The following is a 22,081-nucleotide window of genomic DNA, read 5'->3' on the forward strand; positions in this document are numbered from 1 at the left end:
GAGAAGCAAGATTCAGTCATTGAGGGCTATGCGTTTCCACCAATAGTGGTAGAGCGCTGCGCCACCACCTGGCCGTTGTTATCTAGGAGAACGGCGTAAGCGGTTTCTCCTTCGAGGTCATCATCTTCGATCACCACCGAGGCCTTGCCGCCGGCCTTGAAGGGTTTGGGCGAGACCGCAAGGCTGCTGCCCGAGTCCCCGGCGTGGCGGCGTATATCCAGGGTCAGGCAATCGCTTTCGCCCTCCACCACCAGGGTGCAGCGCAGCCCCTTCCATACCAGATCGTCGATCAGCGCCGAGGGCTTTGGACCAGCGCTACCTGTCACCACTAGCTCAGGGATCACGCACTCCTGCAGGCTGAGCCCGCCATGGGTATAGGTCTCCCCCGCCTTGAAGCAGTGGATGCTCTCCGCCAGTGCGAAGTGTACGTGTTCGTTCCAGTACCATGGGAATCGGGCCGCATCGGTGTAGGCGCCCGACTTGAGCTCGGCGCAGCGCCCCCACTTGGTTTCCACCAGACTGGCCGGCAACTCGGTCTTGGGCAACTCCCCTGGCAGCAGCAGCCAGCCGTGATCGGTCACCACACGCACCTGTGACCAGCCCTGGGCCAGCAGTGCCTGAATTCGCTCGGCCACTTCGGCCAGCATGTCATCCACGTTCTGAGCCAGCTTCCAGCCCCGTTCATGGCCGGCATGATCGATATCACCGAACTCGCACCAGGCCGGCCGGGAAGTGTCCAGGGTTTCCTTGTGCAGCTGCTCTACCTGACGACGCTCCAGCACCTGCCAGCCGTTATCACGCAGCAGCTTTTGGAATAGATGGCGAGTGATAGGCGTGAACTGGTAGCCGTCCGGCTCGTCCTGTATGGCGTCGCTGTCCAGAATCGGCGCTACCGCATACTTACCGGTACCAGTGACACTGGGAAGTGCGGCCCAAGCGGTATGCTCGGCAACGTCAAGCCCCCGGTCGAAAAGGCGCTGAGTCAGGCGCTTGCCGCAGTCAAATCGCAGACCATCCACGAACAGCACACACTCGCCGGGGCGGGTATTGGGCGACACCTCGCCACGCTTCAGGCCGTCCACCCCTGGCTGCCACACCTTCTGCAGGTGGCGGGCAGCCTCGTCGGCCCAACGCAAATACATCGTGCGAATCGCAGTAAAGATTGCCTCCTGCTCGCGCTGGCCAGTGATTTCATCCAACGCCCTGAGCAAGGCATCGTCGGCTTTCCAGCCTCTGCTGGCGTAGGCTTGGCGCATATCCTCAGTCTGGCCGCCTGCTAGGCTGCGTTTAGTCACTTGGGCTAGTTCCGCCAGAGGAGCCAACGCCTTTGCCAACGGGCTTTCTCCCAGCTCGGCCCACACCCCGTCACGGCGATATCCGTGCTCCTGCTCCAAAAGCGCCAGTTGCTCCCGTGCCTCATGCGCAGGCAGCTGGCCCAGCGAGCAAAGGCTTTGATAGAGGCGCTCCTCCTCCTGGCGATTGAGTTGTGGCCAGACGGCCATATCGTCAGGTTCGGGGAAGAGCCCCAGGTCAGGCGGGGTGAGGTGGCGCAGCTGTTCGATCAGCTGTGGGTAGTGGTGGGGGGCTTCTGTGAAGCGGGTCCAGACGGTCTTCCAGTTGCCCTGACGCTGCGTAAAGCGCTCCAGGGCATCCAGCACGCTCTGCTGCTCCGGATGAATGCCATAGCGTGAGTGACACACCTGACAGAAGGCCTGCCACTCATGGTCGGGCCGGCTGGCTTTCATCGCCTCGGGCTGGTTGAGCCAGTCCAGCAGATCACGCACCGGGTCGCCGCCGGTGAGCAGGGTATTGAACGCCTCGGCGTCCAGGTGGCGGCCCTGCAAGTCTGTCAGTGACTCCCGGAGCAGGCGGGGCAGGGCGGCCAGCAGCGCCTGGCGTGTGGCGGCATCACCGGCCACATCCAAACCCAGTCCACCCTGCTGGGAGGTGAGAAACGCGCGTGGCGTCCAGTCCTTGGCGTTGATCTGCGACCAGAGCGCGCCGCGGTACTGCAGCTCGGCCAGCGGCTTGAGCGCTTCCGGGCACTCGCTGACGGCGCGTAGATCCTGCCGGCCCACGCCGGGCAGATAGAGGATCGGCGGTGTTTCTGCATCCAGCTCGATGCCCTCCACGGTGCCGGCGATGGCACAGCGCAGCCAGATCGCCGGCCCACGGCGTTTCTCTGGCGCATAGTCGCCCAGCACCAGTAGCTCAGGCAGCGCGGCCTGGATCTGTGAGATCACCGGTTCCCACAGCCGCTCGCGGTCAGGCCACAGGATGCAAGCGGGAGCGACCTGCACATCGGAGTTATAAGCAGCGGCGCCGCGGATGGCTCTGACGAGCTGTTCCATGATAGCCATAGTATGGCCTGTCTCCTCACTGCAGATGCTGAAAGCCCAATAGATTAACGGAAATCAGTAAGTCACCCGAAAACTGCCGGGCTTATGTCCGCTCTGTTCGGATAGACAATGGCACTTTGGGTCCCCGGCACGTTTCCCGCAGAAGCTGCAGGGCGCATAGGAGGCTCTCTCATCCCGCTGCAGGTCGGTCAGTTCGTCGGCTCGATGAAAATGGCCGCCTGGCCTGCCCATCTCCTTTTTGATCAGGGCTTCACCTGGCACCAGCGAGAGATCCTCGCGACTTGCCACATTGGGTCGCAGCAGGATACCTCCTACTGGCTGTTCGCTGTGGCTGCTGCGACCTTCAGGCTTTTTTGCAGAGTTCTCGGCGCCTTTACTTTGCTGCTGCGGCTCGTTCATGGAACGGCCCGTGATGCCTTGCATGATATCCAGCCCGAACTCCAGCGAGTGGATATCCGCATTGTCGCTATCCTCCCTGATGGCAGACTTCGCCGATGCGTGCAGGATCAGGTTATCGTCTACCTCCAGTTGAAGCATGAGCCGTTCGAAGAGCTTTGCCATTGATGGCTCGATCTTGACGTTCAAACAGGCCAGAGGCTGACGTGCATCATTGACCTGAACATGACGCCCATGGCGGGTAGGTGAGAGCAGACTAATCTTGCCGACACCATCGCGAGGATCGGTGCAGTAAAGCGTCAGCCTTTCTGCCTCGCTGACCTCACCGGCAGTGGGCATCTCATAGCCCGCGCCAATGACAGGGAAGTACTGGTTGCGTGCCACGTGGACCTCAATATTCTTGGCCAGCCGCAAGCGTGCCTTGTCATGGGCAATCCAGGCAGCCCCTTCCGAGATTATGGAGAAGCCACGATCGGAGATCTCTACGCGGGTGGCGCCGAACATCTCATAGAGTCCCGACTTGATTGCTGGCATGTTAACGATGCCGCCGGTTGCGAGGCACAGCGAGATATCGGAAGTGGTCAGGTCGGCAGCCTCGATCAGGGTCTTGGCACGCTTAACCCCCTGTCGGATCTTCTGGCCAATGATCTTCTCAAGCTCGATGCGGGTCAGCAGGATATCGACATCGGCATCCTTCACGTCATTTCGGAAGTATCCCGGGATGTAGATGGGCTCCTGCTCCCGAGAGGAGAGCTTGATCTTGGCTTCCTCGGCCCGGGTGAGGAGGCGCAAGCTGGCATCCGGGTTGATATCCGCCTCCTCTGAGCCGAGCCCTGCCGCCTCGACGGCGCGTTTCTCGACCTCTCGGCGAATTGCCTCGTCCATCACGTCACCACCGAGTTCGTCAGTGCCGTCGTTGCGGATCTGCACAAGCATGCCGTTCTGTACCTGGCAGAGCGTCAGGTCCAAGGTGCCGCCGCCCCAGTCGAAAACCAGCAGATATTGCCCCTCCAGGCGACGGATCTCGTTCTCGGGGTCCTCCTTGGTACGTAGGTAACCATAGAGTGCTGCCATGGGTTCATGGACGAACTGCTCGATTACCAGGCCAGCCTGGTGGAAGGCCTCGCGAAGTTCGCGACGCTGCCTACCGTCCATATCGACGGGAATCGTGACGACAGCTCGGCTGACACCCCGGTCATGCTGGTAGCGCCGATCTTCCTCTGTGCCCGTTACCACGTGTTTGACGACATCTGCCACCATGTCCCGAGGGCGCCGTGGGATACCATCGACATGCACATGCTCCCGATTAAGCAGCATCTTGGGTGAGCGCACCACGTTGCCGATCACGCCAATCTCGTGGGTCATGAGGCGCTTTTTGGCCTCGCTCCCACAGATGACACTGTCGCCCTCGTAGCAGACCACCGAGGGATAGGGTTCCTCTCCCTGGTCGAATACCACCGTCTGACCACCAATCACCTGGCTGATTAGGCTGTTGGTGGTGCCGAAATCGAAGCCGAAGACTTCCATGTCATTCTCCTTCTGTATCACTCAGGATCTTCTTAAGTTGCCCTAGCGTCTCATCCACATAGTGGGAGACAATATGCAGCTTGGGCGGATCGCGTTGCAGAGCGATCAGTGCCTCCTCCAGGCGGGGCACTTCGCTCCTCAGTGCCTTGACTACCTGGGAGCGTAACCGGTGCTTGTCATCTTCCAGGTGGACACTGGTGGTCTTGGCATTCTGCTTCTCGTGATGAAGTGACTGCTCAAGCTCTTTTACCCTTGCCAGCAGGGCGTTGTGCTCACGGCGTAGGGCCGAGTGCGCCTGGCGTGCCTGGTCACGCTCGTTGGTGAGGCGCTCTACGTCTCGCTCCAGCCGCTCAAGGTCGCTGGCCTGGCGGGTCCTGGTATTCTCGATCTGGAGTGATAGCCAGCCCAGCGGAGAGAAGTCAGTGGATGCTTGAGCGTAGGCCGACTTCAATAACGCCTCTGTCGCTTGGGTGGGATAGTGGGTTCTGGTGGTAAACAAGCCCTCCGCTCTCAGGAAGCGCAGGATCTCCTCCTCTCTGGCCCACCCCTGGTTGGCCTGCCAGATCATGCTCAAGAACAACAGGTTGCGCAGCTTGGCCTGGCGCTTCTTCTTATCCTTGGCGGGCATCTCCTTGTTGGTCGCAATCTGCTCCGTTCTGGCGGCATAGCGCCTGAAGAGCTCCTTGATGGGGGGACGCTCCTCGTCGGTGAGCGGTAGCCAGTCATCGACAGATTCCATGGCGAGGTCGAACCCTTCGCGGCCAGCATCAACGGCGAACTTCAGTAGCAGATCCTTGATGGTGCGATTGCTGTGGATCTCGAAGGCGGCGAAGGCCAGGTTCAGGGTGCGGGCAAGCGAGGCGTCCTCACGCTGGGCGAGCTCAAGCAGCCCCGAGCGCTGGACAGCTAAGAGGGTGCGTTCCTCCAGCTTCTTCAAGGCCGGCTCGGTAATCTTCTTCGGCACGCCCGAGGATGCATAGAAACGCTGGATGATATCGGAGACGCGTGTAATGTCCTTGCTGCCCTTCGACCGGGTGGAAGTGTCAGATGTCTTATCCAGTTCCTGGTTGGACCTGTCGCCTGATTCGCTGCCCCTACTAGAGCCGATCGGGTGGCCTTGTCCGCCTTGCTGGCTCCCTCGATGTTCCTGAGACCCCTCTAGGAGGGCATCAGGTGCCGAGGGCTCAGTATCTGACTGCTTATTGGCGTTGAGAGCTTTGCCCGCCTGGGCCTTGCCCCGTGAGGCGACACCCGTGGTTTTGTTAAAGATCGGGACAAACTTTTTCTCGTCCTTCGGGGCATCACTCATTCTCTACTTCCTCGATGATTCGGGTGGCCAGGGCCTCGAACAGCGGGCTGTAGCGTAGCTTCCTAGCCCAGCTGGAGGCCTGCTCATGGTCGCCTGCTTCCCAGCAGCTGTTCATGGCCAGGGCTTGGATCTTGACCCGGTCGTGATCGGTGGTGAGTCGCTTGCTGGCCAGGTGAACCAGCTGGGGTAACTGCTCCCGCTGCTCAGTTAGCGGCAGGCTGCAGAAGCGCATGATCTCGGCGGTCAGCGTGTCCACCGGCAGGTTATGGCCGGAAGCGATCTTGGCATCGGGCGCAAGGCAGCGCTTGCCGGCTCGCAGCCCATTCAATATCTGGCAGGCGATGGCGACCTGGCCGCCGGGTGCCTGGGCCTCCGCCTCGCAGAAGGCGTTGTCGTTGAAGTTGACCAACGCCTTGATCAGATTGGCCAGTGGGCGGTTGAGAAAGCGTAGCGCCTCGCGGGCGGTGTGGTACTTCGCTGAATAGTCATCATGGCTCAGGCTGGTGCCGCCGCGCTGATCTTTGGCCAGTACGCCGTAGAGGAAGTCGCTGACGCCTTCCAGGTAATACCGGGCTCCGTCCTCCTGCTTGGCCACCGTGATGAACTGGGCAATACGGTCACTTTCCAGCGGCTGGTTTACGATCAGCGTATTGAAGGCTCGCTCCACCGTGGCCAGCTGCGCCTCGGTGGGGATATCGAATTCGATATGGTAGGTCACCGAGTAGTCGGCGCTGGCCAGCGTGACCTCATGGAAGCCCGAGGTGATCTCGCTAAGCCGCTTGCATGCCTGACGAGTAGTGACCTCCTGCAGGTCGATCATGATTCGCTCTGCCTGTTGGGTCACCCAGTCTTCCTGCGGAAACCGGCTGGCTACTACTTCTCCCCGATCCTTGACGGTGCGGCTACCCACCAGCAGCTGCGGGCGCTTGAAGGGGTGCTGGTCAAAGACGTGTTGTCGACGAGCCTCGCGATCCGCGAAGACTTCGCCGCACTTGTCACATCTGAAGGTGACGGGTTGGTTGGGCTCCGTCGGAATTTCGGGAATCAGCACGCTGCCCCCGGCGTTGCCGGGGTCCACCGCATCGGTGATCTTGGCCATCGTTAGCCTCCCTGCGCTTTACAGCATGATTTTTTATTAATTTCTCGCCGCTTTCTTCGCTGCCAGCGTGAGGTGGTAGTCGTTGATCCGGTCACCTTTGGCGCCGCCCAGCTGGGGCCCGAGGTCATACCAAGGGGCCGATTCCACATCCTTGCCGCGGTCTTTTTTCCAGTGGATATTGGGCTTATGGACCAGCACGCCGGCGCCCTTCTTTTTCACGTCGGGAACCATCATGAAAGGACGAATATTGAGGCGAACGCCGTCGTTGAGATCGGGGTGCCAGCCGATGGGCTGCTCTTCCAGCGGCTTCCAGCGCACGAAGATGTCATAGGGCTCCTCACCCTCAAGAATCAACTCCAGGCTCTTTTGCAGTGCCTCGGCGGCGGCCAGACGGGCCTCGGCACCGTCAATGCCATCAGCTATCTGCTTCTTCTGCTGGGTGATCCAGTCGCCCAGGTAGGTATAGGTCAGGGTTTCCAGGTTTTTGTAGTCGAGCTTATGGTAGTTCACCAGCGCCGAGAAGCCGTCCTTGAGGCCGTCCCAGATGTGCCAGATGAAGGGGCGGTTCTGGAACAGCTTGCAGTGCTGTGCGAAGAACTTGTCACGCAGCCAGCTCTCCAGGTCCTTGCCGGCGTGATCGACGCTCTCCAGCAGCTTGCCACGGGTGGTGGCGGACCACTGATCGCCGTAGGCGTCGGCTAGCAGCCCCTCCAGCCGATCCACGGCGCGCCGCTCACGGCGCACAGCGGGCAGGCAGACGATGCCGTCACGGTCGGCATGGCCGAGCAGCGCCTCACAGCGCTTGACCCACTCGCGTTGCTCCTCGGCCAACTCCATCTCCGGGTCAAGTTCCGCCGGCCAGCGGTAGCCCAGCAACCGGGCCACGGCGACTTGAAGCACCGTGTCGTCGGTACGCAGCGGGCCATGGCCGGTCCATTTGGCCTCATAGTCCCAGATTACTGAGCCGCAGGGGTGGCCATGGAAGATCCACTGGGTGGGGTCGTCGGAATAAGGGTGAGGTAGGCCAAAAGGGTAATCTTTTTGTGCTTGTACCTTGTAACCCCCTAAATCAACAGAAACCTTGACAAATGTAGCATTAGTTACGTTTCTTTTTTGATCTATTTTTTCAAGCTCATCTTTGAATTCTTTTGATTTTATATAGGCCCAAAGTGTAGCTGTGTCGAGTTGGTTTTTTGGTATTATTGCTGCACTGCTTTGATCATATAGCTCTCCGCTGTAAATGGATGCTGGGCACGGCTTAGTTAATCTGATACATACGCCTTTTTTTCCCCAGGCATCTCTTCCTTTTATATATGCTTGATGTGAGTTAGCTAAAGCGCCTTTTCCATCTTCCCATAGTAGAGTGCCAGACCTTCCGCTGAAGTGGAGGGTTGACTCTGTTGGCATTTGGAAAAGGGCCCACTTTTTTGGATTATAATTTCTCTCCCAGAAATTTGAAACGAATCGGTCGGTATCTCCATTTTGCAGTCCGACAAATGATCTCGCATGCAGGCTTAGTAGCTCACCTTTACCAGTCTCATCTAGCAATACCCTGCTATCTGGGCTGTTTAAGCTATCCGATTGTTTTAGAAGCCTTAATTCCCCTGAGTAGAGTTCTAAAGCTTTTTCACTTGTTTCTTTTTTTGCGGATGCGTCTATTCCGAAGAATGAGCTGTTTTTTTCAACTTCAAGCGTCTGCTCTTTTTTCGATGAAAAGAGAATTGCCTTTACAATCTCCCCGCTTATTGTTTCAAATGCCCCTGGTCCAAGTCTGGCAATTGATGATATTTTTGTAAAGTTAAGGACTTTCTCCCGAAATTTTTTATATGTTTTAAGGAACATCCAGTTTTGTGGAAGCACGGTAGATAAGAACCCGTGATTGGCGCAGAGATTCATACACCTTTCATAAAATGCAGTTTCTAATGAAACGCTCCCAGCTGGAAAGTTCTCATCAATGTGATGTTGAATGCCTTGCGAAAGGTCGGCTGCTTTTTTATAGGGGACATTCGTAATGATCCACTGGTATCGCTCACCAAGCAAATTAGCTGCCTTAGCCAGGCCTTGGGCGGTGACGGCTGCTTCATGCTGCTCGTCGCTGTTTTCCTGGCTATTTTCCTTGGAGAGCGCCTGATTCAAAGCCTCAGAGAGTTCCTCCCATTGGGCGACCTTGGCGGCGCTGGTGCGGGTGGGGTCGAGCAGGCTGCCAAGGATCGGGGCATCCTTGAAGCTGTCGTAGAGCCAGTCCAGGGCGATGGTAAGGTTCTTTTTGCCAAGGCCCAGTGCCTTCCACTCCTCCTTGGCCACGCTGATGGGCAGGCCGGAGCAGGCCAGGTGCATTTCCGGCAGCTTGCGATAGCCGCCAGCTTCGGGGTAGCGCCAGGCGGTAAGGGCAAGGGCAAAGGCGGCGAGCTCCACACAGCGCTGGTCGATCTCCAGGCCGTGCAGGTTGTCGCGCAGCACCGCTTCCACGGCATCGCGGGCGGAGAGGCCCTCCAGCTCCATGCGCATGGGCACCAGCATCAGCAGGGTGGCGACCAGGAAGTGGCCGCTGCCGCAGCATGGGTCCATGGTCTTGAGATCAGCGAGGCTCTGCGGCCAGGTGTCGAAGGTGCCAGCGGCGGGTGTCCAGTGGCCGGTCTCCTCGTCCTTGACGAAGCGCAGGTACTCTAGCGGCACGCCCGGCAGGCTGGCCTTGTCGCGCAGCTCCTGCTCGCTCTCGGCATTGGCTAGATCGGTTTCCGAAAGGCGCCGGGCGGCCCACCAGGCGCCCAAGCTGTTATCCAGCAGGAAGCTGACCATATAGGGCTCGGTGAATAGCTGGGTGACCGCGGGCAACTCGTCGGCTCCGATCTTCACCTCGGAGTCATTGATTCTCTTCTTGTTATCGGTCTGCCAGAACTGATACACCCAGCCCAAGCTGTCGCTGGCGTGGAACACTTCCCCCGGCAAGCCGGCCAGCAGCTCTTCCAGCTCGCGCTGATACTCGGCGGCCAAGGTCAGCTCGAATACCGGACTGTCGACGCGAAACACCTGGGGCAGCATGGTGCTGGCCAGCTGTGCCGCCATGGCCCAGCCGCTGGGGTGTCCTTCCTCTTCGGCCAGTTCCTCGCATTCTTCCAACGTCACGGCAACGCCGTCATACATCAGCAGCTCGGTCTCGGCCAAAAAGCGGGCAAACAGCATGCGGTGCCAGTGCTCGTAAGAAATCTCGTCCATCAGCCGTGTGACCGCTTGAGCGCCGTTTTTAAGCGGGTCGCCAAGGCTGCGGGCATGGGCACGCAGCCGGCGACGCAGGGCGCGCTGATCATCGCTTAAATAGCCGGGCGGATTTTCTTCGCCAACCCCAAGCTGACCAAGTGCCGCCTCGGCGGCCTGTTTGGCCACCGGGCGGGCCTTGCGTACGGCGCGGTCGAGCTGGTTGCGGAGTGTCTTGTCGAGTGGCTGCATGCTGATGTCCTTGTTGTTTCTTTCCACGGTATCTCTGTGAATGCGTATTCCATTGCACGTGAGCATTGATTTGCGCATTGGGCGGCATTTAATGCTCAATTTTGTGCATTACGGTGCCGAGCGGTCGTAGCCTGCAAGGTGGTGATCTAGAGACCAGATCATGACTCGGCGCTGCGGGTTCTGCTCACAGAGCCGGTGCCAGTCGTGGATGATGGAAAGGTCTCCCAGACCGCTGCCACTGCCGGCATGGTCGGGGAACTCTGCCAACCAGGCTTGCAAGTGCTCGGCCTCCAGGAAGTTGATCGGCTTGAAGGGGCTCTGGCCGTTCAATGCCGCCCCAACCTGCTGAACAAAGCGCTGGGCGCAGGCTCGGCGCTCGCGGCCATCGCCGTGCTGGCCGATATGGTTGCCAGTCTCCAGGATCGTCGCCATAGGCAGGAAGAGAGATTCCCCTCGGGTGAGCCGATCTTCCAGTTCCGCGAGGACGTCAGCGTAGTGGCTGTCCATACCGGGAACCCTGAGCATCTCCACGAATACCGAAGTATCAATCAGGCAAATTGCACTCATCCCTGAGACTCCAAGTCCTGCTTGAGCTGCTCCAGCCAGGCCAAGGCACTGTCGCGGCGCTGCTCGGATGAGGTATCGTCCTTAAGGAAGCGTTCCAACACTTTGCGCGTCATTAGCTGGCCCAGCGGCCCTTGGGCCACCAGCTCGCTGTAACGCGGCATGTCACCAAGGCGTACCAAGCGGCTATCACCCTGCTGCGGGTCACGGTAGCAGCACAGCACATCAGCCAAGGCGGCATCCGGCAGAGCGTCCAGAAGCGCGGGATTATGAGAGGTCATCAGTACCCGCAGCTGCCGCTGGCTGGCCACCTCGCGAATTTGATTGACAAGCACATCGGCGCGGCCAGGATGTACGCCATTGTCGACTTCTTCGATGATCAGCAGCGCGCCCTCGGCTGCCGAGAGCAGCGCGGCACCCACGGCCAGTACGCGCAGGGTGCCATCGGAGAGCAATGGAGCGTCCACCAAACGCTGCTGCTCGCCGAACGTCTCTTCCAGGCGAACCATGACGTCCTGCCGAGGCGTTTCGATGAACTGAATGTCGGTAATATCCTGCTCCGGCAGCGAGCGAATAAAGTCGAGCAGTGCCTGTTTGCTTTCCGCGTTCTGGCATAGTTGATAGAGCACGGCGGACAGGTTACTGCCATCTTCCTTAAGGAATTTATCTCCGGCATATTTGTAATCACGCATCTGTGCTGGACGCGGATCCAGAAAAACAATATTACGCAGCGTATCACGCAGAGCACGGGTCACCTGGGGTATCAGCTCTTGCGCTTTGGTATGTTTTTGCTGAAACCGTCCTGGGGTTTCCAACTGGTAAAACACCGCCTGGCCGTTGGAACATGGGATATGTGGCTTGCTGGGGCCTTTCATAAAATTATTGTAGGCGATGCTAATTTCATCGCTATGCTCATTGGGCTCGCTGTCCACTCGGTAGAGCGGCACCGTTTGGTCGATGCTGGTGATTTGCTCATTTGCGACGACGAGACGACTGCTTAACTGATCGATCGTAATAGAGAAATCACACCACTCGTCGGGGGCATCGGCCAGGTGGGCATCCAGTGTGAATGGCTCCCCTTCAAGGCGAAACAGATCGCGTGCCTGGCCGCGCACTACGGTATCTCCCCCCTGGATGTCACGTTCAATATCATCCAGCCGCATGCCCTTTGCCAGCCAGTTGAGCAGACGAATAGCCTCCAGCGCATTACTCTTGCCAGACGCATTAGGCCCTACCAGAAACGTTAGCGGTGCCAGATCCAGCCTGGCCTGCCGGTAGCTTTTGAAATTGGTCAATTGAATGGATGTCAGCATGAGATAGACCTTGGTTACTGAGTAATCACCGGCCCGTTTTGGAGGGCTTCGCGCAACTCATGGCGAGCCTCATCCAGCCAGGCCTCGATATCGGCCTCGCTCTTGAGAGTGCGGCGCGCCAGGCTGACAAACTGCACCTCGGGCTCCATCTCCTCAGCAGCCTTGACCAGCACTTCGTCGAAGCGGCTGGAAAGCGCGGCGATGCGGTCGGCCAGAGCGTCGGGACGCACGTGGTTCAGAGTCTCCAGCACCTGGTCGGTAGCGCCGAGGGTGATCTCGGGCGCATCGGCTGCTGTCAGTCGCTTGGCGGCCAGCAGATCGTAGCGCTGATCCGGTGAGAGTTGCTGCCAGTTGTCGTCTGCCTCCAAACGCTGCATGCCGGCGGCGTGTTCGTCCGCATAGCGCTGTTGGAGTTCGTTGAAGGTGTCACGAAACTGCTGGGTGAAGTTAGCCAGCAGCGGCTGGACGGGGTCGGGGTCATCCAGCAGCGAGCGATGCTCGCGGATCTGGCTGACCTGGACGAGCAGCGGCTCTGCATCGGGCAGGCTCTTGGCATGATCGGCCAGGCGCTTGAGCGTGACCCATTCAGGGCGACGCTGCTGAAGCTTCTCGGCAGTGGCCTGCCACTCGTCGATGGCGGCGAGCAGTTCGGCCTGGTTGCTGACGATGGCCTTTAGCTGATCGTTACCACTGCTAGTGCGAATGGCTTCAAGAGCATCCAGACGGGGGGCTTCCGGTGTCGGCGGTTCACCCCCGGCCTGTTCGGCCAGGGATCGGAGTCTGTCAGCGAATTCGGGTGCCTTGGCTGACTCCTCGCCGGACTTGGCGTGCACGCCGAGCTTCTGCATCACCTTGCGGATCTTGATGCGCTCGCCAGCGGAGATGGTGGTGGCCTCCACGCGAAACTCGGTTTTGCCGATGGCGCGGCGATCAAGCTGCTGAGGAGCGGTACCATCACTGGCACGGATCTGCCCGGCGATCAGCAGCACCTGCAGGGCGCCATCGATGGCGTCCTGGGGCCAGCCGTAGTCGCCGTGCTCGAAGTGGTCGCGGATCTCGCTGCCTTTCTTGCCGTTGCCCAGATAACTAAGAATGGCCTTGCACACCGGATGGGCTTGGGGCTCGCCCTCGTAGCCCACGGCCTTGAGAGCATCGGGGGCACCCTGCTTGGCCTTGGCGTAGACTTTGTCCCAGCTGGCATGGTCAGCCTGATGGAACTTGGGATGCAGGCGAGTCAGAGCGTTCTCGGCCCCTTCTTGAATCGCCTCACGCAGGGTCGAGCCAACGATTTCGTTACCGCCGCCCTGAAACGTTTGGGCACCGTTAAAGGCTTCTCCCAGTAATTCGCGAATACGCCGTTGGGCGGCGTCGCGGGTGGTCTGCATGGCGGAGCGAGCTTCTTCCCCTTCGGGAGTACCTGGAGTGCCGCGTGTTTCCAAAGTAGCGCTGGCGGCCTTGAACTCAATTAGCCGGCTACGTAGTTCATCAGCAGAGCGCTTGGGGATGAACACAAATAGCGTAGGGGATTCCGCCCCTGCCTGAAGGGCGTCAGCGCGCACTTGGCTAATGTCGTCGGACCAGCCGTTGCGCACCCATACATAGAGCTTTTCGGCTGCATCACGGGGCAGCTCTACGTCAAAATACGGGTGGAGCGGGCGCGGCACTTTGGACTCACCATGAGGCACGCTAAGATTGCCGACTTGCTTGGCAAAGTGCTGACGGATCAAGTCGTCACGCTCGGCCTCGATCTGATGCGTGGCATTGCCCAGACCGCTCTGGTGAGACAGAAAGGCATCGTTCCAAGCGGCGCTTTCCTCGGTCTGGATACGGTACTCATCACCCACTTTGATGATGAATTCACATTTGTCGAGCAAGCCAGGCAAGCGACTGCGCAGCGAGCTGCTGCCCGCCTTGAGGTCATCGACCAGCAGATCGGCGATGTTGGCCAGCGTTGGATACAGACCGAGCTCGGTATTGGTGCTGGCCACCTTGTTGATGATAAAAACAATGGCGCAGGCACGAGCCGTCAGCTGCTCTTCTTCACTGCCTTTGTGCCACTGCAGGCTGGCATCGTGAAGCTTGCGCGGCAGTATGCGGAACTGCAGTAGTTTGTCCGACAAGTTGAAATAAAGATAATCGGCAGCAATTACGTGACCAAGCGGCTCATCCAGATTTGTCTTGATGGCGGAATGTATCAGGCTAAGCTGGCCCCGGATCTGACTATCGGTGCCGGTCTGGTCAAGCACTCTCAGAGCGGCATCCCAGAAGCGTCGGCGTACCGGCAGGATGGGATAGTCCTGGGCGAAGTACTGAATGTCTTGCTGACGATGGGCGATGGAGGTTTCTGACAGGTGACGAGAGATCTCACCTAAGTTATTCTCCATCATCTCGGTAACGGGGCTTTTGGCCTCGGGCTTCTTGGCTAACAGCACCTGGCGGATAACGGCATCAACGTCGGCATCCGACAGTTCAACACGGAGCGTAAAACGGCCTTGAAGGCGAGCCAGGTTGCTGGTGCCGGTGATGGCGGTTTGGCCAGTGCCGATCACCATCAAACGATTGCCTATTTGTTTGCCACAAGCTTCAATTGCCTCTTGAACTTCGATGGAGCGCTGACCATCAGTACCGATATACTGCTGAACTTCGTCTAGCACTACCAGTGTGAGTGGCATTTTTCCATCACGACACAGCGCCTGCCGAATGGCACTCACCATATCATCGCTGCTGACGTCATCCACGTTTGGGTAGAGGTTCATCAGTGTCGGGGCGCAAGCTTGAGTGCTGCTAAAGAGCTCGGGCTTTGCGTCCACTAATGCATGATGCAGTGTGGTGGAGACCGTAAACATCTCGACTTCTTTCTGCCAGGGCTTTCCCTCGGCTTCGACAGCCTGTTGGATTTGCTCAAAAATCCCCTCTTCTTTTAGCCACATGACAAAGCGAGCGGCAGGATACTTAGCAGGCAACCCGGCCGCACGAAAGAGTATCGAGAGAAGTGCCATACGCGCGCTGGTATCCCGCGCGCTGGTACCAAGGGTACCCGATGCGGAAAATAGCCCCCCGTGACGCTTCCCCTGAGTGGAGAGCTCTTTGAAGAGATCCTGAATTTCTGGAGGCAAATGAACGAGGCCGCGTGCGGCGGCACCGTCATCAAGGGTGACGTCTTCCCAAAGATTGCGCAGCATCTTGGCCATGTGCGACTTGCCCGACCCGAAGAAACCACTGATCCATACGCCCGGCTGCTGGGTGGCACCACTACTCAAGTTACTTAGGTAAGTATCGAGGATATCCTGCATGCCCCTGGCGTACTGGCCATCGCAGACGAAGGTCTCCAGCTCATAGCGCAGCGCTGCCTGGGCAAGTTCACTTCGGTCATCGTTAACATAAGCAACGCCCTCGTTGACCAGGCTCTGCTGAGATGGATCTTTGGCGTAGATATCACGGTTGCGCATGCGTCCGTTCCCCTGGGAAAGCGAAGTTAAAAATTTGTTCGTGGCGCTGGCTTAGCGCACGCCATCAGCGGTGATGGGCGTAGCCAAATAGTTCCAGCCGTCGTAGCCGTCCAACAGTCGGTAGTTATTGTTCTCAAAACTGCCTGGAAACATGACCACCAAGCGGCCGCTAACATGGTGAGCGAAGCTATCGACTACGGCCTTGACCTTGAGAAAACCAAAGAGGCTACCCACACCATACAGGGCTATCACATGGTTGCTGCCTGCATTTTTTTCCCTGACGGTGTTAATAAAGCGCTCTTCCAGCCACTCCAGATAATGATGATCAATCATCTTGAGTTGGCTAGGCATAGCAAAGAAGGCCTCAGCATACTCCTGCTCGCCCATCCACTGGGCAAAGGTGTCGGTAAGGTCGAAGGTAACCCACTCATGACCTTCCTGCCGCGTCGCTAGTTCGAATTCCCCCAGATGGGCGCGAACGCGCAACTCCTCGGTTTCTGGATAGATACAAAAGACCACGCGCTGAGCAGCGGCAGCATCGTCACGCCAGGGCAAGCCGACAAAACGACTATAGGAGCCCACCAATCGATTGATTTTACTCATGGCTGCTGTCCTGCTGAAAAGCCGGCGTGGCGTCGCCGTATGTCAGCGCACGTTCAACCACGCTATTTTGCGCTGGAAAAGCAACGTCGATGACGTTGTCAATGTGGCGCATTACGATCCAACCTTTTGCTGAGGCTTGTGCTGCCAATTCCAACACACGCTCATCACCCGCTTCCAGAAGCCGGCAATACAGACTGCGTAGCAAAAGCTCTCCTCTGTCACCCTGCAGCCAAGAGAGATACAGGGCATATGCGACGGCACCTGGCGTCACAGGAGGCTGCCGGCGTATTTTTTTGCTTCGCCCCTGGAGGTGCCCTGACTTCGTTAGGCTGCTATTGATGTTTTGCGCTGATGATTTCCGCGTAGCCGGGCTAAACCGGTTGGGCCAGAGCGTCTCAATCTGCTCCTCTAGCCATACCCTGGCTATGGATGTTCCGCAGGGATTGGCGAGAATGATCGAGACAGTGTCGCGTAACAAACTATCGCGTGCCATTGAGGCTAGCAAAGCAAGCATCGGACGTGCCGCCTCATCGCGAGACCAAAAATAGCGCAGCCCTGCGCTTACCGGGTTGTCGGGATCCAAACCATATAGTTCAGCCAAGTGTCGCGCCGTTAATTGGCGAGTACGCCCTGAGCGTTTACCCAAACAGTTATATTCGCATATTGCGATGCGATAGTCAGTGGGGGCCGCATCAGCGGGCACGTGCTCAAACAAGGTCAAAAGCTCGTCCAGCATGATGGTGCGTGAAGAGTGTACGCCGCCTTTACGGGTGATAAAGCCCAAGCTCTCAAGGATAGCGGTAGTTAGCATTTTCGATTCCAAAACAGTGTTTTAAAGCAGCGTGGCCTGAATCGTATATATGTATTTCTACTCAGAGCGCTTGGATAGTGGCACATACTCAAAAAGCTCCCCCACCTGGCAGTCAAAATAGCGGCATAGCTCCGCCACCACCTCCAGCTCCACGCGGCTGGCCGTTTCGTGATACAGCCGCGTCACGGTGCCTCGGTTGATGCCGGTATCACGTGCAACATCGACAATTTTCAACTTTCTCTCCCCCATGATGCGGGACAGGTGACACTTAATCATCACGCCTCCTAGCCCTTTTTGATCTACAGAAGAACAAAAAGGGTTGCAAAAGATCTTTTATGGGCTATATTGGTCTCCAGAAGGGCATTTGGCCTTATATGAAGCCTTATTGTTCTTCTGGAGCCTACCACAAGGAGGCAGGCTATGTCTGTTCATTATCTGACCACCAGCGAGCTCGCCGAGCGGATCAAGTACGACATCCGCACCATTCGCGAGCGCCTGAAAGACAATGTGCTGATCGAAGGCATCCATTACATCCGTCCGTTTGGCGGCCGCAAGATTCTGTACCTGTGGGAGCCCATCGAGCGCGATATGCAGCTGTATTCCAAGGAAGAAAGCCTGGGTGTGCCAATGGCGGGTGGAGGTACTTGTCATGGGTAGGATTGCCGTACGCAAAGAGACGCAGAAGCTGTTTTTCGATTTTAACTACTTGGGCAAGCGCTGCCGCGAGCAGACGGCGCTACCGGATACGGCGGCGAACCGTAAAAAGCTTGAGCGGATTCTGCAGAAGATCGAGGCGGAAATTACGCTAGGCACGTTCGATTACGGCCGCTACTTCCCTGATAGCCCGCGTGCCAAAAAGCTCAGCAAACGCGCGCTGACCAGCGTAGGCGGCTATCACGCGACGCCGCTGCTGCGCGAGTTCGCCGAGACGTGGTTTGCCGAGAAGGAGATCGAATGGCGTGAGACGCAAATCGTGACGGTGCGGGGGTGCTTGGATCAGCACATTGTGCCTGCCTTGGGGGATAAAGAGGTCGGCAGCATCACCCGCGCAGAGATTCTTGAGTTCCGAGCGTCCCTCGCTAAAGTTCGCTCCCGGAACGGCAAGACACTCTCTGCTAGCCGTATCAACCACATCATGACGCCTTTGCGCATGATGCTGAATGAAGCCGCCGACCGCTACGAGTTTAGCTCATCGTTTCGCGGGATTAAATCGCTCAACGTGCCGCGCACCGACGTGGAGCCCTTCACGCTGGAGGAGGTGCAGCGCATCCTCCAGCGGGTGCGCCCGGACTTTCACGAGTATTACGCCGTGCGCTTTTTTACCGGTATGCGTACCGGTGAGATCGACGGCCTGACCTGGGAGCACGTGGACTTTGCACGGCGCCAAATTCTGGTGCATCAGGCGCTGGTCGCGGGTGAGTTCGTCCCCACCAAAACCGACGGCTCGTTTCGCTCTATCGATATGTCGCAGCCGGTGTTTGACGCCCTCAAGGCGCAGTACGAGGTAACCGGCAAAACCGGCTTGGTGTTTACCACCAGGAAGGGTACGGCGCTGTCGCATCGCAATGTGACCAAGCGGGTGTGGTACCCGCTGCTGGAAGAGTTGGAGCTGCGCCCTCGCCGCCCATATCAGACGCGCCACACCGCCGCAACGCTGTGGCTGGCAGCCGGTGAAAGTCCGGAATGGATTGCTCGGCAAATGGGCCATACCACCACCGAGATGCTCTTCCGCGTGTATTCGCGTTTTGTGCCCAACCTGACGCGTCAGGACGGCTCAGCCTTTGAGCGCATGCTGGAACAAAAACAGGCGTAAGGAGACGATGATGTATACCTTGGATGCTATCAAAAAAGCCCGCGAAGATATCGAAAGGTCGCTCCGGGCTGAACAAAATACAAAAATTCAGCGCCGTGTGGAGCGGCGCCTGGCTGAGTCTCTGGCAGCTGCCACCAGCATCGCCAGCGGCAGCGGACTGGTAATGTGGTTGGGCAACGGCGATGAAAAAAGCAATTTGGATGCGCTGGTGACATGGACAAGCTTCACGCTCAAGCAGCTGGGCCTTGAAGCCAACCGCCAGGCTATTCCGCATCTGCTGGCCGAGCTGGAACGCACCCTGTGGGCCTGGGAGGATCAGTCATGGCATTAACGCAAACGCAACAAGCAGCGAAGGCTGGCCGCGTGTTTGAGCATGAGGTGTACGTGGCTGGGGTCGAGGGTCCCGAGTGGCTGATGGAGCACCGAGTCTGGGCGCTGTATGTGATCGGCGCCAAGGGCGGCTGCCACTTTTACCTTACCGATCGCCACGTTAACGCGCACGGCGTACCGCAGATGGGACAGCGTATTCAAGCCACGGCTAAATGGGCCAAGTTCATCAGCATCCAGCTGTGCTTTCTCACGGCGTATCACGTAGTCAGCGACCCTCTGCCACGCTGATACTACTTCGATTTACGGCAAGACCTATCCCCAGCCCGCAGATATTGTAGGCTGGGGATACTTTTTATGTCTCGGCCTCAGCGCCATGTACCTCGTCGCTGCTGGTTAATCCCAGGACCAGCAGGGCCATAAAAGCGGAAAAACGCACTGCCTCCCATAGCGGCTGCTGAGTGCTGGAGTAGCTGGCTTCGCGGGTAATTTTCAGGTCAGCATTGCCGTACCAGTGCCGCGTTTTACCCGATTTAGATGCCGCTGGCACCAGCTCTATGCGACGCTGCGGAATGTCTGTTTCCTGCGCCCAATAGCTTTTTACCGCTTTTTTCTTGGCTGCTTCTTCCACCTCTACCACCAGCCACGTATGGATCATGCAGCGTAACGGCCTGAGCATACGGCGAATGCAGCGGATGGCATGGGCATCCGGCAGCGTGATATGGCCGGTGCTTCGCTGCATGTGCCGGCGAAATATTGCCAGGCTTTCTTTGGCTTCATCGGGCTTATCATGATGCCAATCCAGCAATTGATGAAAGAATTGTCCCGCTTCTTTGAGCACACGGGGCTTGATCGGTGGTGCCATGCAGCGGTACAGCTCGGGCATGTAGAGATACTGCGCTGCCGCCAACTCGTCGCGTCGATCCTGCTGCTCTCGGCGACTGAAGCGCTGTTTATCCCGGCGCGTCTTTTGCTGCATCAGCCGCTCGCCGTTATCCACCCATGCCGCCAGCTGGTCGGGCGCCACGACAAACCGCCTGGCCGTTTGCTCGATCGCAGTATTCGGGTCGATGCCTCGGTATTCCTGCTGCTCGATAAGCCGCAGGCCCTGGTAAATTGTGATGGCCTCTGGCCACTCGAAGGCGGCATCCGTCAGCGTATCCAGGGGGTTGTCGGCCGGTGGCCGGTATAGCTGCCAGGCATCTTCCTGCGGCATCGCCGCGCAGTAGTGCTTCCAATCACCTTGGGTCGGTTCCAGCAAGTCGCTGGCATGGGTTTCCCGACGGAGCTTATGTCGGCTGCGCCAGCTGCTCAGCGATGTTTTGGAGCTCGCGTTCAGCAGCTCCATTTGCATATCTATCGTCACCAGCGGATCAATGCGCTGGCGCAGGGTATGGCCCAGCGTCCAGTCTACCAGGTGGGAATACGTGTCCAGGGTTTCATCGGGGCTGGCATGCCCGGCCCAGAGTGCCAGCTGCCAGAGCCGCTTGCGTGAAGGGCTGGTGTGCGGCACAAGACCTGCCTGCGCGGATATATCAGCGTCCAGGTTGGGCATGGCGATGTGGCCTTCATCATCGTGCTGCCAGGCATCTGGTAACAGCTCACCGGGCGTTCGCTCCAGCAGCCGCAGCAGCGTGAAGGTGACAAAGCTATGACGCAGGTGATGGTAGCGCAGCGTTGCATCGCCGCTTACCGTTTTGAGCGCCGTCTGAATGGGCCTGAAAATCTCCTTGTCACCCAGGGGCAAGGTGCCGCCACCGCTGCGGCAAAATAGCAGGTGTTTTTCAGCCGCCTGGGTGGTGCTTTCACCGCGACGACGCTGGCACCAGTCGATTAGCTGGCGCTTTTCGTCCGGCATTAAAAGCCATAGCGGTAGCCGCCGTTTGGCCGAGTACGTTTTGCCCTTGTGGAACTGGTTGGCACGAATCAGCAGCTCGCCCGGCACCTCGTCATGATCCAACACGTAGGCTACGTCGCGTACCAGCAGCGACGCGCATTCGCTGCGCCGTAGGCCCATCCGATACCCCAGCATCAGCGCCAGCGACTGCATGGTACGAAAGCGCTTGGGCTGCCGGGAGCTCTCAATAATCGCCAGGGCGCGCCGATACTCCGCCGGGGTAATGATATTGGTATCCGCCAATGACGCCGTGCCCTTGCCCACTTCCAGCTCAACATCCGGCGCGGCCTGGGTGTCGATCACATAGTCATGAAACTGCCGTAACCGATTTTGCACGCGCGCACGGCTGCCGGGATTTTTGGCGTCGCTAATCACACGCTCATAGAGCGCCTGCCACTCGCCGGCATCCAGTGCTTGAACGTCGTCAATCTCATAGCCATGAGCCAGCAGCGGACGTGCAATGTTGGATAGGTACGTTGCGACCGAACTGACTGCCAACCTGGACTTGACGCGGCCGCCGTGCTGCATCAGTGATTTTGCCCAGCCGGCCAGCAGCTTCAGCAGCGGGCTGTTTTTATCCGATTCTGTTAAAAAACGCTCGATATGCTGTAGGCTGGCCTCGCGTCCCGTTTGGCCCGTAGACGTTGTGAAACCACTCTGGAGCTTTCGTAGCTGCTGCATTTGGTCAGGCAGCTCGGAAGCCCTTGGCGGAACCGGTGCATAGGTCAGGCCGGTAGCATCGGTGTCATCCTGATGGCTCGCCAGCGTGATCGTTTGCCCGGTAGTCAGCCGATGCCAGGTCGACGGTCGTAGCGACGGCGCAGCACTCGTACTGCCGGCGTAGCTCGTCAATAGGGGCATCATATCCAGCGATGTCGAGGTGTGAGCGGCGGCGATAAACCAGCCCAAGCTTTTGGGTGGCCTCGCCGGTGCTACACGCTTGGCGTAATAGAAAAAGCAGGTTTCCACGTTGATTCGAGAGGGCCACGCTTGCCCCACTCGTTGATAGTAATTCAGCAGTAGCAGCTGGTTCATCGGGCTTAAAAACAGCCGGCGGTACAGCGTGTTAGCTTCAGTATCCTGAATTCATAGAATAACTGCAGCACTTTGGACCACAAGGTAGAGGCAGGAGGGCCAGTGCCGGTACCCTCCCTGCTTTACCGACC

Annotated in this window: 16 protein-coding genes; 4 read left to right on the plus strand and 12 right to left on the minus strand. The window is 58.3% G+C overall.

Annotated features, from left to right (window positions below):
• Nucleotides 1-26: 26 nt before the first annotated feature.
• From pglZ to ACZ415_RS02500, 11 genes are all read right to left on the minus strand, one after another.
• Nucleotides 27-2,360 carry a BREX-1 system phosphatase PglZ type B gene (pglZ, locus tag ACZ415_RS02450; protein WP_344701055.1) on the minus strand — a complete coding sequence of 778 codons (2,334 nt, stop codon included), beginning with the start codon at nt 2,358-2,360 and terminating at the stop codon, nt 27-29.
• A gap of 54 nt (nt 2,361-2,414) precedes the next feature.
• Entirely contained in the window at nt 2,415-4,283 is a 1,869-nt protein-coding gene (locus ACZ415_RS02455) for an Hsp70 family protein (RefSeq protein ID WP_344701057.1), read from the minus strand.
• Nucleotide 4,284: 1 nt separating this feature from the next.
• Nucleotides 4,285-5,592 carry a hypothetical protein gene (locus ACZ415_RS02460; protein ID WP_344701059.1) on the minus strand — a complete coding sequence of 436 codons (1,308 nt, stop codon included), beginning with the start codon at nt 5,590-5,592 and terminating at the stop codon, nt 4,285-4,287.
• Nucleotides 5,585-6,691, minus strand: a complete 1,107-nt coding sequence (locus ACZ415_RS02465; protein WP_344701061.1) for a hypothetical protein — start codon at nt 6,689-6,691, stop codon at nt 5,585-5,587. The genes ACZ415_RS02460 and ACZ415_RS02465 overlap by 8 nt, the downstream gene beginning before the upstream one ends.
• Before the next feature lie 36 nt (nt 6,692-6,727).
• The gene (locus ACZ415_RS02470; protein WP_344701063.1) at nt 6,728-10,138 is read right to left on the minus strand and encodes an Eco57I restriction-modification methylase domain-containing protein; all 3,411 of its coding nucleotides are present in this window, start codon (nt 10,136-10,138) and stop codon (nt 6,728-6,730) included.
• A 108-nt stretch (nt 10,139-10,246) separates the two neighbouring features.
• On the minus strand, nt 10,247-10,705 hold the full coding sequence (locus ACZ415_RS02475; RefSeq protein WP_344701065.1) for a hypothetical protein: 459 nt from the start codon (nt 10,703-10,705) through the stop codon (nt 10,247-10,249).
• Nucleotides 10,702-12,015, minus strand: a complete 1,314-nt coding sequence (locus tag ACZ415_RS02480) for an AAA family ATPase (RefSeq protein ID WP_344701066.1) — start codon at nt 12,013-12,015, stop codon at nt 10,702-10,704. The genes ACZ415_RS02475 and ACZ415_RS02480 overlap by 4 nt, the downstream gene beginning before the upstream one ends.
• A 14-nt stretch (nt 12,016-12,029) precedes the next feature.
• Nucleotides 12,030-15,464, minus strand: coding sequence for a BREX system P-loop protein BrxC (gene brxC / locus ACZ415_RS02485; protein ID WP_344701068.1), 3,435 nt, complete (start codon nt 15,462-15,464; stop codon nt 12,030-12,032).
• Between the two features lie 51 nt (nt 15,465-15,515).
• On the minus strand, nt 15,516-16,067 hold the full coding sequence (locus tag ACZ415_RS02490; protein WP_344701070.1) for a BREX protein BrxB domain-containing protein: 552 nt from the start codon (nt 16,065-16,067) through the stop codon (nt 15,516-15,518).
• Complete coding sequence (locus ACZ415_RS02495; protein ID WP_344701072.1) at nt 16,060-16,878, minus strand: hypothetical protein; 819 nt, start codon at nt 16,876-16,878, stop codon at nt 16,060-16,062. Before ACZ415_RS02495 ends, ACZ415_RS02490 begins: the two co-directional genes overlap by 8 nt.
• Before the next feature lie 57 nt (nt 16,879-16,935).
• Nucleotides 16,936-17,154: a helix-turn-helix domain-containing protein gene (locus ACZ415_RS02500; RefSeq protein WP_344701074.1), complete on the minus strand. Its 219-nt coding sequence runs from the start codon at nt 17,152-17,154 to the stop codon at nt 16,936-16,938.
• A gap of 144 nt (nt 17,155-17,298) precedes the next feature.
• Between ACZ415_RS02500 and ACZ415_RS02505 the strand changes: the two genes are divergently transcribed.
• From ACZ415_RS02505 to ACZ415_RS02520, 4 genes are read left to right on the plus strand one after another with little or no spacing between them, the layout of a single operon-like run.
• The gene (locus ACZ415_RS02505) at nt 17,299-17,535 is read left to right on the plus strand and encodes a hypothetical protein (RefSeq protein WP_344701076.1); all 237 of its coding nucleotides are present in this window, start codon (nt 17,299-17,301) and stop codon (nt 17,533-17,535) included.
• Nucleotides 17,528-18,691 (plus strand): site-specific integrase, encoded by a 1,164-nt coding sequence (locus ACZ415_RS02510; protein ID WP_344701078.1) that lies wholly within the window; start codon nt 17,528-17,530, stop codon nt 18,689-18,691. The genes ACZ415_RS02505 and ACZ415_RS02510 overlap by 8 nt, the downstream gene beginning before the upstream one ends.
• A 10-nt stretch (nt 18,692-18,701) precedes the next feature.
• Nucleotides 18,702-19,022 carry a hypothetical protein gene (locus ACZ415_RS02515; RefSeq protein WP_344701080.1) on the plus strand — a complete coding sequence of 107 codons (321 nt, stop codon included), beginning with the start codon at nt 18,702-18,704 and terminating at the stop codon, nt 19,020-19,022.
• Nucleotides 19,013-19,309 carry a hypothetical protein gene (locus tag ACZ415_RS02520; RefSeq protein ID WP_464387742.1) on the plus strand — a complete coding sequence of 99 codons (297 nt, stop codon included), beginning with the start codon at nt 19,013-19,015 and terminating at the stop codon, nt 19,307-19,309. Before ACZ415_RS02515 ends, ACZ415_RS02520 begins: the two co-directional genes overlap by 10 nt.
• A 64-nt stretch (nt 19,310-19,373) precedes the next feature.
• On the opposite strand, the gene ACZ415_RS02525 is transcribed toward ACZ415_RS02520, so the two are convergent.
• On the minus strand, nt 19,374-21,596 hold the full coding sequence (locus tag ACZ415_RS02525; protein WP_344701084.1) for a tyrosine-type recombinase/integrase: 2,223 nt from the start codon (nt 21,594-21,596) through the stop codon (nt 19,374-19,376).
• Nucleotides 21,597-22,081 lie beyond the last annotated feature (485 nt).

Source organism: Halomonas cibimaris (genome assembly GCF_055379665.1).

Bases quoted from the DNA above. Each gene is read 5' to 3' on its own strand.
- ACZ415_RS02455 (WP_344701057.1), bottom strand. From the start codon at position 4,283: ATGGAAGTCTTCGGCTTCGATTTCGGCACCACCAACAGCCTAATCAGC.
- ACZ415_RS02520 (WP_464387742.1), top strand. From the start codon at position 19,013: ATGGCATTAACGCAAACGCAACAAGCAGCGAAGGCTGGCCGCGTGTTT.
- ACZ415_RS02515 (WP_344701080.1), top strand. From the start codon at position 18,702: ATGTATACCTTGGATGCTATCAAAAAAGCCCGCGAAGATATCGAAAGG.
- ACZ415_RS02480 (WP_344701066.1), bottom strand. From the start codon at position 12,015: ATGCTGACATCCATTCAATTGACCAATTTCAAAAGCTACCGGCAGGCC.
- pglZ (WP_344701055.1), bottom strand. From the start codon at position 2,360: ATGGCTATCATGGAACAGCTCGTCAGAGCCATCCGCGGCGCCGCTGCT.
- ACZ415_RS02525 (WP_344701084.1), bottom strand. From the start codon at position 21,596: ATGCAGCAGCTACGAAAGCTCCAGAGTGGTTTCACAACGTCTACGGGC.
- brxC (WP_344701068.1), bottom strand. From the start codon at position 15,464: ATGCGCAACCGTGATATCTACGCCAAAGATCCATCTCAGCAGAGCCTG.
- ACZ415_RS02475 (WP_344701065.1), bottom strand. From the start codon at position 10,705: ATGAGTGCAATTTGCCTGATTGATACTTCGGTATTCGTGGAGATGCTC.
- ACZ415_RS02495 (WP_344701072.1), bottom strand. From the start codon at position 16,878: ATGCTAACTACCGCTATCCTTGAGAGCTTGGGCTTTATCACCCGTAAA.
- ACZ415_RS02490 (WP_344701070.1), bottom strand. From the start codon at position 16,067: ATGAGTAAAATCAATCGATTGGTGGGCTCCTATAGTCGTTTTGTCGGC.
- ACZ415_RS02470 (WP_344701063.1), bottom strand. From the start codon at position 10,138: ATGCAGCCACTCGACAAGACACTCCGCAACCAGCTCGACCGCGCCGTA.
- ACZ415_RS02505 (WP_344701076.1), top strand. From the start codon at position 17,299: ATGTCTGTTCATTATCTGACCACCAGCGAGCTCGCCGAGCGGATCAAG.
- ACZ415_RS02460 (WP_344701059.1), bottom strand. From the start codon at position 5,592: ATGAGTGATGCCCCGAAGGACGAGAAAAAGTTTGTCCCGATCTTTAAC.
- ACZ415_RS02500 (WP_344701074.1), bottom strand. From the start codon at position 17,154: ATGATTAAGTGTCACCTGTCCCGCATCATGGGGGAGAGAAAGTTGAAA.
- ACZ415_RS02510 (WP_344701078.1), top strand. From the start codon at position 17,528: ATGGGTAGGATTGCCGTACGCAAAGAGACGCAGAAGCTGTTTTTCGAT.
- ACZ415_RS02465 (WP_344701061.1), bottom strand. From the start codon at position 6,691: ATGGCCAAGATCACCGATGCGGTGGACCCCGGCAACGCCGGGGGCAGC.